The sequence below is a fragment of the Streptomyces sp. NPDC034037 genome (genome assembly GCF_055575715.1).
Genome location: NZ_JBVISC010000001.1, coordinates 158,632 through 173,103 on the forward strand (window position 1 = coordinate 158,632; position 14,472 = coordinate 173,103).

Annotated in this window: 13 protein-coding genes; 5 read left to right on the forward strand and 8 right to left on the reverse strand. The window is 72.0% G+C overall.

The annotated features are described in order from the left end of the window. Positions 1–36: 36 nt before the first annotated feature. Complete coding sequence (locus tag ACZ516_RS00790) at positions 37–876, reverse strand: hypothetical protein (RefSeq protein ID WP_469007867.1); 840 nt, start codon at positions 874–876, stop codon at positions 37–39. Positions 877–881: 5 nt separating this feature from the next. Beyond that, positions 882–1,538 (reverse strand): papain-like cysteine protease family protein, encoded by a 657-nt coding sequence (locus ACZ516_RS00795; protein ID WP_469007869.1) that lies wholly within the window; start codon positions 1,536–1,538, stop codon positions 882–884. 229 nt (positions 1,539–1,767) lie between these two features. Between ACZ516_RS00795 and ACZ516_RS00800 the strand changes: the two genes are divergently transcribed. Next, positions 1,768–2,850: a hypothetical protein gene (locus ACZ516_RS00800; protein ID WP_469007870.1), complete on the forward strand. Its 1,083-nt coding sequence runs from the start codon at positions 1,768–1,770 to the stop codon at positions 2,848–2,850. Positions 2,851–2,898: 48 nt separating this feature from the next. Here the strand turns inward: ACZ516_RS00800 and ACZ516_RS00805 are convergent, their stop codons facing one another. Then, on the reverse strand, positions 2,899–3,327 hold the full coding sequence (locus ACZ516_RS00805; protein WP_358698080.1) for a Rieske (2Fe-2S) protein: 429 nt from the start codon (positions 3,325–3,327) through the stop codon (positions 2,899–2,901). Positions 3,328–3,542: 215 nt separating this feature from the next. Here ACZ516_RS00805 and ACZ516_RS00810 point away from each other — a divergent pair, with 215 nt between their 5' ends. Further along, entirely contained in the window at positions 3,543–4,457 is a 915-nt protein-coding gene (locus tag ACZ516_RS00810; protein WP_469007871.1) for a carbohydrate kinase family protein, read from the forward strand. 358 nt (positions 4,458–4,815) lie between these two features. Here ACZ516_RS00810 and ACZ516_RS00815 read toward each other — a convergent pair whose 3' ends face one another. Next, complete coding sequence (locus tag ACZ516_RS00815) at positions 4,816–5,580, reverse strand: crotonase/enoyl-CoA hydratase family protein (protein WP_469007872.1); 765 nt, start codon at positions 5,578–5,580, stop codon at positions 4,816–4,818. Positions 5,581–5,728: 148 nt separating this feature from the next. After that, the gene (gene uvrA, locus ACZ516_RS00820; protein ID WP_469007874.1) at positions 5,729–8,860 is read right to left on the reverse strand and encodes an excinuclease ABC subunit UvrA; all 3,132 of its coding nucleotides are present in this window, start codon (positions 8,858–8,860) and stop codon (positions 5,729–5,731) included. A 227-nt stretch (positions 8,861–9,087) separates the two neighbouring features. Between uvrA and ACZ516_RS00825 the strand changes: the two genes are divergently transcribed. Both ACZ516_RS00825 and ACZ516_RS00830 read left to right on the forward strand, forming a co-directional pair. Beyond that, positions 9,088–9,780 carry a maleylpyruvate isomerase family mycothiol-dependent enzyme gene (locus ACZ516_RS00825; protein WP_469007875.1) on the forward strand — a complete coding sequence of 231 codons (693 nt, stop codon included), beginning with the start codon at positions 9,088–9,090 and terminating at the stop codon, positions 9,778–9,780. A 10-nt stretch (positions 9,781–9,790) separates the two neighbouring features. After that, on the forward strand, positions 9,791–10,447 hold the full coding sequence (locus ACZ516_RS00830; RefSeq protein ID WP_469007876.1) for an MBL fold metallo-hydrolase: 657 nt from the start codon (positions 9,791–9,793) through the stop codon (positions 10,445–10,447). Between the two features lie 36 nt (positions 10,448–10,483). Here the strand turns inward: ACZ516_RS00830 and aroQ are convergent, their stop codons facing one another. Further along, the gene (gene aroQ / locus ACZ516_RS00835) at positions 10,484–10,957 is read right to left on the reverse strand and encodes a type II 3-dehydroquinate dehydratase (protein ID WP_469007878.1); all 474 of its coding nucleotides are present in this window, start codon (positions 10,955–10,957) and stop codon (positions 10,484–10,486) included. 76 nt (positions 10,958–11,033) lie between these two features. Here aroQ and ACZ516_RS00840 point away from each other — a divergent pair, with 76 nt between their 5' ends. Then, positions 11,034–12,083 carry a S66 family peptidase gene (locus tag ACZ516_RS00840; protein ID WP_469007879.1) on the forward strand — a complete coding sequence of 350 codons (1,050 nt, stop codon included), beginning with the start codon at positions 11,034–11,036 and terminating at the stop codon, positions 12,081–12,083. 41 nt (positions 12,084–12,124) lie between these two features. Here the strand turns inward: ACZ516_RS00840 and ACZ516_RS00845 are convergent, their stop codons facing one another. Together ACZ516_RS00845 and ACZ516_RS00850 are read right to left on the reverse strand one after the other, a co-directional pair. Then, entirely contained in the window at positions 12,125–13,225 is a 1,101-nt protein-coding gene (locus ACZ516_RS00845) for a calcium:cation antiporter (protein WP_469007880.1), read from the reverse strand. Positions 13,226–13,343: 118 nt separating this feature from the next. Continuing rightward, positions 13,344–14,348, reverse strand: coding sequence for a TerC family protein (locus tag ACZ516_RS00850; RefSeq protein WP_361084429.1), 1,005 nt, complete (start codon positions 14,346–14,348; stop codon positions 13,344–13,346). Between the last annotated feature and the right edge of the window lie 124 nt (positions 14,349–14,472).

Here is a 14,472-nt window from a genome sequence, read left to right on the forward strand (position 1 = left end):
AACGGCGGCCGGCGTCCCGGCCGCCGTTCGCGTGCCTCAGCCCTGGTGCCGGGCCCGGCGGCGCCTCACCAGCATCGTCCCGGAGAGGCCGAGGGCGGCCAGGGCGCCCGCGCCGGCCAGCGTGGAGGCGACGGTGACGGGGCCCTGGGCAGGGCTCGGCGCGGGGCTCTGGGCGGTGGTCCGCCCGGACTCCGTCTCCTCGTAGCCGCCCGCCTTGCCGGACCGCTCGTACGCGGAGCCCGGCAGCTTGTCGCCGTACGCCTTGCGCACGCGCTTGCCGTAGGCGGCCAGCGAGGTGCCCTCGGCGCCCACGGCACGCACCGCGTCCTTGTCGAGCGGCAGCACGCGCGCGTGCCCCTGCACGTACCAGGCGTTGATCTGCGGCTCGTGGAAGACGGTGCCTCCGGGGAGCTTGGCGGCGCCCACGCGCGCGTAGTGCGTCTCGTCGTCCCCTGTGGCGATGTTCACGACCTGCCAGGAGCCGCCCCGGCGGACGGTCCAGAGGGAGGCCTCCTGGCCGTCGGAGGAGACCGCCTTGCTGGCGAGGAACTCCAGGCGGGCGACCGGCGCGCCCTTCTTGCCCGCGACGAACTCCGGCGAGAGGTAGTAGACGGGCACGGCCCCGCCCTGGACGCGCGGGTGGGCGGCGGCCTTGGTGACCGCTCCTTCCCGGGCGAAGAAGCGGGAGAGCGTCTCCAGGGTCTTCGGCGCCTTCGCCGCCTCGTGCGCGGCCTCGCGGGAGGCCGTGGAGGGCGCGGCGGGGGCCGAGGGGTCCGGTGCGGCGGAGGCCGCGGGGACCGCGAGGCCCAGGAGGAGGGTGACGGCCGAACCGGCGAGCGCGGTCCTGGCCAGGCGGCGCGGGAGGTGACGGGTCATCGCTCTCACGCCCCGATCCGGTAGAGCGAGTGGGTCCAGGAGAAGGTGTCGTTGTCGACGTACCAGGCGTGCGAGGCCCAGTTGTAGCGGTCGCTGGAGGGCCACGGGTCGCCCCAGTAGACCCAGCTGTCGGCGTCGTCGTAGCCGTAGACCACGTGCATGTGGCCGCCGCCGTTCGCCCACTGGATGCGGGTCTCGACCGGGCGCCCGGCGTTGATCTCGGACTGCACGGTGGAGTAGCGGAGCCAGCCGGTGACGTACGAGCCGGGGTTGATGCCCGCCCAGCGCAGACCGCTCTGGACGTTGCCGAGCGTGGCCTGGTTGTTGGGGCACTCGGTGTTCTGGCTGCGTCCGAAGGCCGCGTTGCAGAACTGGTTCTGGCTGTAGTTGCGGCCCAGGAAGGTCGCGATGGTGTTGCCGCCCGCCGCCCAGCACCAGTTGGTCTTCTGCTGCGCCTGCATGGTGATGTTCAGGCGCTTGGCGGCGAGGACGGAGGCGTCGGCGGCGCTCCGGCCCCCGCTCGCCTGCTGGACGGAGGCGGGGGCGGGGGCCGCCGTCGCGGTGGCCGTGGGCGCGGCGAAGAGAGCCGCGGTGACGAGGGCGAGCGCGGACAGACGTCTGCGTCTGCCTGTGCCGCCGCTCTTGTTGATCGGTGAGCGCATCGCGTTCCTCCCGAGCGGGATGTGGGGTGTGGAGGAGCGCGTCCGGACGCTTGCGATTGAGCATCGAGTGTTGTCGGGTGCAGGTCAACACGCTTCAATGCGGAATTACTTGGGCCGTGAACGGCGGCCCACAGATGTGAACGCACGCCGCGCGCCGACCTGGTGGCCCGCCGTGACCGGCCCGAACGCCGTGGCGGCGGAAGTGAACGTTCACAAGGAAGGGGCCCTCATGCGGTACGACGCACGGCTCGCACAGGGCGCACGCTCGAACGACGTGGCGCGGACGAACGAGGCGGGGCGGGCGAGCGAGGTGGCGCGGGCGCATGGGGCGGCGCGGGCGTACGAGAGCGGTGGCGCTCGGGGTCGGCCCGAGGCGGGGCGGGCGGCGGACGGTGATCCGGCGGAGCTGACGGCCGCCTTGCGCACCGGGCCCTTCCACATCGCGCTGCGCACCGCGATCGCCACCCGGCGGCTGCCGTTGCAGCGGGTGCGCCACCATCTGGCCCAGTACGGCATCACCGTCGGCGTGACCAGCCTGAGCTACTGGCAGCAGGGCGCCCGGCGCCCCCAGCGCGCCGAGTCACTGCGCGCCGTGCGGGCCCTGGAGGAGATCCTCCAGCTCCCCGAGGAGTCACTGCTCCGGCTCCTTGACCACCCCTTCGAACGCTCCGACGCCGAACGGCCCTCCGCCCGTTCGTACCGCTCCCTGGTCGAGGCCTCCGACGTGCTGCGCGGACTCCTCGCCGAGCTCGGCTCCCCGGTCGACGGGGGGCTGCACACCATCGGCCACCACGAGCGGGTGCGGATCGGCGCGCGCCGCGAGCTGCTCGGCCGCGAGTCGCAGCACGCCGTACGCGCGCACCAGGACGGCGTGGACCGCTATGTGGCGATCTACTACGGCGACCCCGGCTGCGCGCCCGAGCGCATACGGGTGCGGGCCCTGGAGAACTGCCGGACGGGACGGGTGCGGTGGCACGCGGGGGCGGGGGTGCTGGTCGCGGAGCTGCTCTTCGACGCGCGGCTGCGGGCGGGCGAGACCCATCTGTTCGGCTACGGCTTCGAGGACGGCACGGCGGGAACGGCCACCGAGTACGTGCGCGGCTTCACCTACGCGGGCGGGCAGTACGCGCTCCAGATCCGCTTCGACGCCGGCGCCCTGCCCGTACGCTGCCACCGCTTCGCCCAGCAGTCGGCGGCCGCCCCGCGCGGCGGCCGGCAGGAACTGACCCTGAGCGGCAGCCACCGCTCGGTGCACCTGGTGGAGCCGCAGGTGCGGGCGGGGCTGCTGGGGATCGCCTGGGACTGGCAGTGACCGGGGCCCCCGGCGGGGGTGCGGCTGAGGGCGAGGCGGCGGGGGCGGTCAGGCCTTCTTCTCCGGGCCCGCGATGAGCTTGCCGTTCCGCACCTTCACGGGCAGCTCGCGCAGCGGCTCGTCCGCCGGCTCGTGCAGCACCGCGCCGTTCGTGGCGTCGAACTGGCTGCCGTGGCACTGGCAGATGAGCTTGTGCCCCTCCAGCGTGTTGATCGGGCAGCGGGCATGGGTGCAGATCGTGCTGTACGCCTTGTACTGGTCGTCGGAGATCCGACTGACGACCACGTTCTGGTCCGTGTACAGCTTCGAGGCGCCCACCTGCACGTCGTCGGAGTTCCCGAGGTCCACCGGCGCGGTCGGCGCCGACCGGTTCGAGCCTTCGTCGCCGGCCGAGCAGGCGGTGAGGCCGAGCCCGACGGCGGGGGCGAGAGCGGCGGCCCGCAGCACGGTGCGGCGGGCGGGGGGCGTGCCGGGCATGGTGTCTCCACAGGTCAGGGGCATCGGTGACGGATCAGACCATACCGGCGGCAGAGCGGCGGACCGGGTGGGGTACGCAGGGGCCCGCGTCCGCTGCCCGCGCACGGCCCGGCGGTCGCGGACGGCCTAGCCTGGGCGGGACGCCCGGCCGCGCGACGTGCGGCCCGGCGTCCCGCCCAGGACCGAGCCCAGGCAGCGCCCGAGAGGAACCGCCCGTGATAGTCGTCGCCGGAGAGGCCCTGATCGACCTCGTGCCCGAGGGACGGGAGGCGGGGGCCGGGCTCCCCGTGCTCGCGCCGCGCCTGGGCGGCGGCCCGTACAACACCGCCGTGGCACTCGGTCGCCTCGGCTCCCCCGTCGCCTTCTGCTCGCGCGTGTCGCGGGACGCCTTCGGCGAGGCCCTGCTGGACGGGTTGCGGGCGGCCGGTGTCGACCTCTCCTGCGTCCAGCGCGGCCCGGAGCCGACGACGCTCGCCGTCGCCTCGATCGGCGCGGACGGCTCGGCCGGGTACTCCTTCTACGTCGAGGGCACGGCCGACCGGCTCTTCAGCGCTCCGGAGCACCTTCCCGAGGGCGTGCGCGCGATGTCGTTCGGCACCTGTTCGCTCGTTCTGGAGCCGGGCGCGAGCGCGTACGAGGAGCTGCTGCGGCGGGCGGCGGGGCGCGGGGTGTTCACGGCGCTCGACCCCAATGTGCGGGCGGCGCTGATCCCCGACGCGGACGCCTACCGGGCGCGGTTCCGGAGCTGGCTGCCGTCGGTCTCGCTGCTCAAGCTGTCGCAGGAGGACGCCGACTGGCTCGGCGGCGGGCCCGAGGAGTGGCTGGCCGCCGGGCCCTCTGCCGTGGTGGTCACCCGGGGCGGCGAGGGCCTGTGGCTGTACACGCGGGACGGCATGGAACTGCGGGTGCCCGGCGAACGGGTCGACGTGGTGGACACCATCGGCGCGGGCGACACCGTCAACGCGGCGCTGCTGCACGGCCTCGCGGCGCGCGACGCGCTCTCGGCGGAGGCCTCGGCCGGATTGGGCGCCGCCGGCTGGCGCGACGTGCTGCGCTTCGCCGCGCGCGCGGCGGCGATCACCTGCTCACGACCGGGCGCGGAACCCCCGTATGCGGCGGAGCTTCGCTGACCGTCGGGGCGGCCTGTCGGGGTCCGCTCGGGGCGCTGCCCATCCGGGTCCCCTCGGAGCAGCGTGCCCGGGTCCCCTCGGGCCTGCTTGTCGGGGCCCGCTCGGGGCTCTGCCCAAGCGGATCCCCTCGGGGCTGCCCTTCCCGCCCGCTCGGGGCAACGCGCCCGGGTCGGACACGGGGCTGCCTGCCCGGGTCCCCTCGGGGCTGCCTATCGGGGTCCGCTCGGGCAATGCGGCCGGTTGCTCAGGGCAGCCCATCCGGTTCCCCTCGGGCCAGTGCGCCCGGGTCGCATACGGGCTGCCCATCCAGTCCCCCCCCCGGGGAGGGCCGGGGCCGCGCGCCCTGCCCCCAGGGTGCTCACCCCTCCGGGAACGTGCCGTGGCGTCCCGCGCCCGCCGTGAAGCGGGCGGCGCCCTCCGTGGCCTCCGCGAGGGAGTGCCGGCCGTGGCGCGACTCTCCCGCCATCGCTTCCCGCTCGGGCAGGCCGCCCTGTTCGAGGAGGGAGAGCCGGTCGTGCCGCAGGCAGGTCTGCGGGAAAGCGGCGATCTCGGCGGCGAGGCGTTCGGCGGCGGCGCGCGAGGTGCCGGTGGGGACCGTGCGGTTGACCAGGCCCATGCCGAGCGCCTCCGCCGCGCCCACCGGGCGGCCCGTGAGGATCAGGTCCATGGCACGGCTCTCGCCGATCAGCCGGGGCAGCCGCACCGTTCCGCCGTCGATGAGGGGGACGCCCCAGCGGCGGCAGAAGACCCCGAGGACGGCGTCCTCCTCGGCGACCCGCAGATCGCACCAGAGGGCGAGTTCGAGGCCGCCCGCGACGGCGTGACCGGAGATCGCCGCGATCACCGGCTTGCCCAGCCGCATCCGGGTGGGGCCCATGGGGCCGTCCCCGTCCGCCGTCACGTCGTTGCCCTCGGGCGTCCCGATGGCCTTCAGGTCCGCACCCGCGCAGAAGGTCCCGCCCTCGCCCCACAGGACGGCGACGGACGCTTCGGGGTCGGCGTCGAAGGCGCGGAAGGCGTCGGCCAGGGCGTGGGCGGTCGGCCCGTCGACGGCGTTCCGCACCGCGGGCCGGGAGAGCACGATGGTGGTGACGGGGCCGGTGCGTTCACTGCGTACGGACATGTCCTCCAGCCGACCACGGCCAGGGCCGCCCCCACAAGGACGCGCCACCCCCTGCGCCACACGGCGAAGCGCCCCGCCCCCGGACGTGGGGGCGGGGCGCTTCGGTCGACCGGTGACGCCGGTCAGGCCTTGCGGCCGGTGACGCCGGTCAGGCCTTGCGGGCCCGCGTCGTCTTCTTGGCGGCCGTCTTCTTGGCGACGGCCGCCTTCTTCGCAGGCGCGGCCTTCTTCGCGGAGGCAGCCTTCTTCGCGGGGGCAGCCTTCTCGGCGGCCACCTTCTTCGCGGCGCCGGCCTTCTTCGCGGGGGCGCCCGTCCTGACCGTGGCCGTCTTCTTCGTGGCCGTGGCGCTCGCCGCCACCGCCCGCTTCGCGGCCGGCTTCTTCGCCGGGGCCTTCTTGGCCCGCGCCCGCCCCTGCGAGGGCAGCGCGTCGCTGATCCGGTCCGGCGGGATGATGTCCCGCAGGAACTTGCCGGTGTGGCTCGTCGTCACGCCCGCGACCTCCTCGGGCGTGCCCTCGGCGACGACCAGGCCGCCACCGTTACCCCCCTCGGGGCCCATGTCGACGACCCAGTCCGCGGTCTTGATGACGTCGAGGTTGTGCTCGATGACGATGACCGTGTTGCCCTTGTCGACGAGCCCGGACAGGACCGTGATCAGCTTGCTGATGTCCTCGAAGTGCAGACCGGTGGTCGGCTCGTCCAGGACGTACACGGTCCGGCCCGTGGACCGCTTCTGGAGCTCGGAGGCCAGCTTCACGCGCTGGGCCTCGCCTCCGGAGAGCGTGGGGGCGGACTGGCCGAGGCGCACGTACCCGAGGCCGACGTCGGTGAGCGTCCGCAGGTGCCGGGCAATGGCGGGCACGGCCTCGAAGAAGCCGAGCGCCTCCTCGATCGGCATGTCGAGGACCTCGGCGATGGACTTGCCCTTGTAGTGCACGTCCAGCGTCTCGCGGTTGTAGCGCGCGCCGTGGCAGACCTCGCACGGGACGTACACGTCCGGCAGGAAGTTCATCTCGATCTTGATGGTGCCGTCACCGGAGCAGTTCTCGCAGCGGCCGCCCTTGACGTTGAAGGAGAAGCGCCCGGGGAGATAGCCCCGCACCTTCGCCTCCGTGGTCTCCGCGAACAGCTTGCGGACGTGGTCGAAGACGCCGGTGTACGTCGCCGGGTTCGACCGGGGGGTGCGGCCGATGGGCGACTGGTCGACGTGCACGACCTTGTCCACGAGGTCGTCGCCGTCCACGCGCGTGTGGCGGCCGGGAACGGAGCGGGCGCCGTTCAGCTCCCTGGCCAGGTGCGTGTAGAGGATGTCGTTGACCAACGTCGACTTGCCGGAGCCCGAGACGCCCGTGACGGCCGTGAGGACGCCGAGCGGGAAGGAGACGTCGATGTCCTGGAGGTTGTTCTCCCGGGCACCGTGCACGGTGAGCTGCCGGGCCGGGTCGGCGGGGCGGCGCACGTCCGGGACCGGGATGGACTTCTTGCCCGAGAGGTACTGCCCGGTGATCGACTTGTCGTTGGCGAGCAGCTCCTTCATGGAACCGCTGTGCACGACCTTGCCGCCGTGCTCGCCCGCGCCGGGGCCGATGTCGACCACCCAGTCGGCGACCTTGATGGTGTCCTCGTCGTGCTCGACGACGATGAGCGTGTTGCCCATGTCGCGCAGGCGTACGAGGGTCTCGATGAGCCGGTGGTTGTCGCGCTGGTGGAGGCCGATGGACGGCTCGTCCAGGACGTAGAGCACGCCGACCAGGCCGGAGCCGATCTGGGTGGCCAGGCGGATGCGCTGGGCCTCGCCTCCGGAGAGGGTGCCGGCCGCGCGGTTCAGCGAGAGGTAGTCCAGGCCGACGTCGACCAGGAAGCGCAGCCGTTCGTTGACCTCCTTCAGGACGCGCTCGGCGATCTTCTTGTCGCGGGCGCCCAGCGTCAGCTCGGCGAGGAAGTCCGCGCAGTCGCTGATGGACATCGCGGAGACCTCGGCGATGGACTTCCCCATGACCGTGACCGCGAGGACGATCGGCTTGAGGCGCGTGCCCTCACAGGTGGGGCAGGGCACCTCGCGCATGTAGCCCTCGAAGCGCTCGCGGCTGGCGTCGCTCTCGGCCTCGCTGTGGCGGCGCTTGACGAAGGGGACGGCGCCCTCGAAGGCCGTGGTGTAGACCCGCTCGCGGCCGTACCTGTTGCGGTAGCGCACCTCGATCTGCGTCTTGTGGCCGTACAGCAGGGCCTTCTTGGCGCGCTGCGGCAGGCCGGCCCAGGGCATGTCGGTGGAGAAGCCGAGGGCGTCGGAGAGGGCGCCCACCAGCCGGGCGAAATAGTCCTTGGTGTGGCCGTGCGACCAGGGGTGGATGGCGCCCTCGTCGAGCGACTTGTCCTCGTCCGGGACGATCAGCTCGGGGTCGACCTCCATGCGCGTACCGATGCCCGTGCAGTCGGGGCAGGCGCCGAAGGGCGAGTTGAAGGAGAAGGAGCGGGGCTCCAGCTCCTCGAACGACAGGTCGTCGTAGGGGCAGTAGAGGTGCTCCGAGTACATGCGCTCGCGCTCGGGGTCGTCCTCGGGCAGGTCGACGAAGTCGAGCACGACCATGCCCGAGGAGAGGCCGAGGGCGGTCTCCACGGAGTCGGTCAGGCGGCGCTTGGCGGAGTCCTTCACCGTGAGGCGGTCGATGACCACCTCGATGGTGTGCTTCTCCTGCTTCTTCAGCGTGGGCGGCTCGGAGAGCTGGATCGTCCGGCCGTCGACCCGCGCGCGGGAGTACCCCTTGGTCTGGAGGTCGGCGAAGAGGTCGACGAACTCGCCCTTGCGCTCGCGCACCAGCGGGGACAGCACCTGGAAGCGGCTGCCCTCGGGCAGTTCCAGGACCTTGTCGACGATGGCCTGCGGCGACTGGCGGGTGATGGGCCTGCCGCACTCGGGGCAGTGCGGCTTGCCGATGCGCGCGAAGAGCAGGCGCAGGTAGTCGTAGACCTCGGTGATGGTGCCGACCGTCGAGCGCGGGTTGCGCGAGGTCGACTTCTGGTCGATGGAGACCGCGGGCGAGAGGCCCTCGATGAAGTCGACGTCGGGCTTGTCCATCTGCCCGAGGAACTGCCGGGCGTACGAGGACAGCGACTCGACGTACCGCCGCTGGCCCTCGGCGAAGATCGTGTCGAACGCGAGCGAGGACTTGCCCGACCCGGAGAGTCCGGTGAACACGATGAGGGAGTCACGCGGGAGGTCGAGCGAGACGTTCTTGAGATTGTGCTCGCGCGCGCCACGGACGATGAGACGGTCGGCCACGCCGGTCCGCACCTTTCTAGAGAGAAGTGACAGGGACGAAACCCCGTCTTTCACAGACTAGGGCGAGCCACTGACAACGCCGGGCTGGTTCCCCGGTTCACCTGTGGAACACATCCGGACCGTCAAGAATGCCCGATGCCACGTCCGACCATATAGCACGCACATTCGATTACCGGGGTGACCTGGACACCTTCACCCGGACGTGTGACACAGCTATCGTCGGCCCCATGATTGATCATGTGCGCGACCTGGCGTCTGTACGTGACGCGACCGAGCGGCTGCTCACCGCAGCCGCGGAACTGAACAACGATTCGACCGCCGGCCCGTCACGGCTGCCGGGCTGGACCCGCGGCCATGTCCTCGCCCACCTGGCCCGGAACGCCGACGCGCTGGTGAACGTCCTCGCCGGCCGGCCCATGTATCCGAGCGCCGAGGCCCGGGACGCGGACATCGAGCGGGACGCCCCGAGGGCGCCGGCCGCACACCTCGCCGACCTGCGGGAGAGCGCGGCCCGCTTCGAGGCCGAGGCCGCCGTCCCCGCCGACTGGTCCCGCACCGTCACCCTGCGCAACGGCGTGACGGACTCCGCCTCCCGCGTGCCGTTCCGGCGCTGGGTCGAGGTCGAGCTGCACCACGTCGACCTCGGCGTCGGGTACGAGCTGGAGGACCTGCCGGCGGAGTTCGTCCAGCGGGAGATCTCGTTCCTGACGGCACGCTTCTCGGGGAACCCCGACGTGCCGCCCACCCGCGTCTCGGACGGCACGCGCGCGTGGAGCACCGGTCGCAAGGGCGCTCCGGACGACGCCACCATCACCGTCAGCGGCCCGGCGCCGGACCTGGTCGGCTGGCTCTCCGGCCGCCGCGACGGCTCCGCCTTGACGGCCGAAGCGGGCCTCCTGCCCGCCCTGCCCCCGCTATAGGCTGACGGACATGACGTACAGCGGAGCGGTGAAGGTCGGCGGGCCCGCGGATGTGCACGAGCTGCCGGACCTGATGATTTCGAAGGTCGCGGTCGGACCGATGGACAACAACGCGTACCTGCTGCGGTGCCGGGCCACCGGCGAACAGCTCTTGATCGACGCGGCCAACGACGCCGAGACGCTGCTGACGCTGATCGGTGACGACGGCATCGCGTCCGTCGTCACCACGCACCAGCACGGCGACCACTGGCAGGCGCTCGAAGCCGTCGTCACGGCGACCCGCGCGCGGACGTACGCGGGCCGCGAGGACGTCGAGGGCATCCCCGTGCCGACGGACGTGGCGGTGGACGACGGCGACACCATCCGGGTCGGCCGCGTCGAGCTGACCGCCCGCCACCTGGTGGGCCACACCCCGGGCTCGATCGCGCTCGTCTACGACGACCCGCACGGCCACCCGCACGTGTTCACCGGCGACTGCCTCTTCCCGGGCGGTGTCGGCAACACGTGGAAGGACCCGGAGGCGTTCACGAGCCTCATGGACGACGTCGAGACGAAGATCTTCGGGGCGCTCCCCGACGAGACGTGGGTCTACCCCGGCCACGGCGACGACACGACGCTGGGCGCCGAGCGGCCCCATCTCGCCGAGTGGCGCGCGCGGGGCTGGTGAGACGAGGAGGGTGAACCGGGGGGACGGGGGGACGCGTCACGCGCCGGCGGCCACCAGCGCCGCCACCCGCTGCACGGCGAACGCGTACCCCTGCACCCCGCACCCGGCGATGACACCGTCGGCGCGCTGCGAGACGTAGCTGTGGTGCCGGAACGCCTCGCGCTGGTGGATGTTGGAGATGTGCACCTCCACCACCGGCAGCCCGTCGCAGGTGTTGAGGGCGTCCAGGATCGCGACGGACGTGTGGGAGTAGGCAGCGGGGTTGATGACGATACCCGCGTGGTGCTCGCGCGCCTCGTGGATCCAGTCGACCAGCTCGCCCTCGTGGTTGCTCTGCCGCAGGTCCACCGTGCCGCCGTGCGCGGCCGCCGCCTCGGCACACAGGGCCTCGACGTCGGCGAGGGTGTCGGAGCCGTAGATCTCGGGCTGGCGCTGCCCGAGGAGGTTCAGGTTCGGGCCGTTCAGGATCATGATCGGGGCGGTGGCGAGGCTGCGGGTACCGAGGGTCATGGAGGAGGTCTATCACGCCGGTGGCGTGCGGCAACTCGCGTGCGCCCCCGGGGATCGCGCCCCTACGCTGCTGCGTATGACCATCGAGCCGCTGTATCCGCCCAAGCCCGCGCCCGGTGACCGCGTCGCCGTGATCTCGCCGTCCAGCGGCCTGCCGGAGCTCTTCCCCCTCCCCTTTGAACTGGGCCTGAAACGGCTGCGCGAGGAGTTCGGCCTCGAACCGGTGGAGTACCCCTCGACGCGCAAGATGGGCGCCACGCCCCGGCAGCGGGCCGACGACATCCACGCGGCGTTCGCCGACCCGTCCGTCAAGGCCCTGGTCGCGAGCATCGGCGGCGACGACCAGATCACCGTACTGCCGCACCTGGACCGCGAGTTGATCCGCGCGCACCCGAAGCCCTTCTTCGGCTACAGCGACAACACCAATCTGCTGGCCTTCCTCTGGCAGTGCGGCATCGTCGGCTACCACGGCGCGTCCGTGATGTGCGAGCTCGGCCGGCCGGGCGCGATGGCGCCCCTGACGGAGCGTTCGCTGCGCGCCGCGCTCTTCACGTCCGGGCCCTACGAACTGTCCCCCGCCGAGCGCTACCGCGACGTCGACCTGCCCTGGGAGGACCCCGCCCACTTCGTCGAGGAACCGCCGACCGAGCCCGGTGACGGCTGGTACTGGCACCGCCCCGAGCACGTCGTGGAGGGCCGCTCCTGGGGCGGTGAGCTGGAGATCCTCTCCTGGCTCCTGATGGCGGACCAAGAGGTCTCGCGGGACCTGTCGGCGTACGACGGCTGCGTGCTGTTCCTGGAGACCTGCGAGGAACTGATCAGTGCCGAGCGGGTGTTCCGCATCCTGCGCAACATGGGCGAGCGCGGTTTGCTGCACCGCTTCCCCGCCCTCCTGATGGGGCGGGCCAAGGCCTGGTCCTTCGCCAACCCCCAGGACGCCGAGGCGAAGGCGGCCTACGCGCATGAGCAGCGGGAGGCCGTGCTGCGGGCGCTCGACCTGTACGCGCCGCGGACCATGGCGGTCTTCGACGTGGACCTCGGACACACCGACCCGCAGGTGGTGATCCCCTACGGAGGGTTCGTACGGGTCGACGGGCCGGCGCGGCGCGTCACGGTGACGTACTGAGGCGACCGTTCGGCGACCGGCGCCCAACGGGGGGCCGGGCCCTACGGCGTGACCGCCAGCTCCAGGTACGCGGCGAACAGCACCAGGTGGACGCCGCCCTGGAGCGGGGTGGCGCGGCCCGGGACGACCGTGAGCGTGCCGACGATGACCGTGAGGGCGAGCAGCACCATATGGGTCGCGCCCAGGCCGAGGACGAGCGGCCCGGACAGCCACACGGAGGCGACCGCGACGGCCGGGATGGTCAGGCCGATGCTGGCCATGGCCGAGCCGAGGGCGAGGTTGAGGCTGGTCTGCACGCGGTCGCGGCGGGTGGCGCGCACGGCCGCGATGGTCTCGGGGAGCAGCACGAGCAGGGCGATGATCACGCCGACCACCGCGTGCGGCATGCCGGCGCTCGCCACGCCCGACTCGATCGTCGGCGAGACGCTCTTGGCGAGCCCCACCACGCCGATGAGCGCCAGCGCGAGCAGCCCCAGGCTGACCAGCGCCTGCCGCGAGGAGGGCCCCTCGGCGTGGCTGTCGGCGTCGATGACCTTGCCCTGTTTGGTGAGGGGCAGGAAGTAGTCGCGGTGGCGCACGGTCTGGGTGGTGACGAACAGCCCGTACAGGACGAGCGCGGCGACGGCGGCGAAGGTGAGCTGGCTGGTGGAGAACTCCGGGCCCTGCTTGGTGGTGGTGAACGTCGGCAGGACCAGGCAGAGGGTGGCCAGGGTGGCGACGGTCGCGAGGGCGGCGCCGGTGCCCTCGGGGTTGAAGACGGCGACGCGGTGGCGCAGCGCTCCGACCAGGAGGCAGAGCCCCACGATGCCGTTGCAGGTGATCATCACGGCGGCGAAGACGGTGTCGCGGGCGAGTGTGGAGCTCTTGTCGCCGCCGTCGGCCATGAGGGTGACGATCAGCGCCACCTCGATGATCGTCACCGCGATGGCGAGGACGAGCGAGCCGAAGGGTTCGCCGACGCGGTGGGCGATCACCTCGGCGTGGTGCACGGCGGAGAGCACCGCTCCCGCGAGGACCAGTGTCACCACGGCGACGACCACGCCGGGCAGGTCGCGCCCCCAGGTGAGGGCGAGGAGGACGACCGCGAGGAACGGGACCACGGTCGTCCACCGCATGACGAGCGCCCGGAGCCGAGTGACCATGGTTCGATGCTCCTCCGGGCGCTCGGGTGTCGCTACTCGGTGCCGCCCCCTGGGGCGGGTCGGTCGGGTGCGGGGGCGGGCAGGTGAGGGGTGGGCAGATGAGGGGACGGTCGGGCGGTCAGGCCTCGATGCTGTCCTTCTGGGTCTCCCCCGCGGCCGCGGCCTCGGCCGCCGCCTTCCGCTCCTGCTTCCTGGAGGCGATGAGGCTGGTGATCGTGGTGATCACCAGGACGCCGCAGATCACGGAGAGCGAGAGCGGGATGGAGATCTCGGGGACGTGCACCCCGGACTCGTGCAGGGCGTGCAGGACGAGCTTCACGCCGATGAAGCCGAGGATCACCGACAGGCCGTAGCTGAGGTGGACCAGCTTCCTGAGCAGTCCGCCGATGAGGAAGTACAGCTGCCGCAGACCCATCAGGGCGAAGGCGTTGGCAGTGAAGACGATGTACGGGTCCTGGGTGAGGCCGAAGATCGCCGGGATGGAGTCCATCGCGAAGAGCACGTCGGTGGTGCCGATGGCGAGCATGACGACCATGAGGGGCGTCATGATCTTCTTGCCGTTCCTGCGGATGAACAGCTTCGTGCCCTCGTACCGGTCCGAGACGCCGAACTTCTTCTCGACGGACTTCAGCAGGCGGTTCTCCTCGAACTCCTCTTCCTCGTCGTCGGAGCGCGCCTCCTGGATGAGCTTCCAGGCGGTGTAGATCAGGAACGCGCCGAAGATGTAGAAGACCCAGGAGAAGTTGGCGATGACCGCGGCGCCGGCGGCGATGAAGATCGCGCGCAGGACCAGGGCTATCAGCACGCCGAACAGCAGCACGCGCTGCTGGAGGTGGGAGGGCACCGAGAACTTCGCCATGATCAGGATGAAGACGAAGAGGTTGTCCACGGAGAGGGACTTCTCGGTGATGAAGCCCGCGAAGAACTCGCCGGACGCCTGGCTCTCCCCGGCGACCAGCAGGCCGACGCCGAAGAGCGCCGCGAGGACGATCCAGACGACCGTCCAGATTCCGGCTTCCTTGATCGACACGTCATGGGGCTTGCGCCCGATGAGGAAGTCGACCGCGATCAGGGCACACAGCCCTAGAACGGTCGCTACCCACACGGTCATTGAAACGTCCACTGCGCCTCCGGCGTCGTACGGCTACTGATCAGCGTCGTCGCTGCCGGAGGTCTCTTCCACCCGGGGCGGGCACCGCCGCGCCTCGGGCCGACGCCCCGGGACCGATGGCGGTCCGTATTGACGG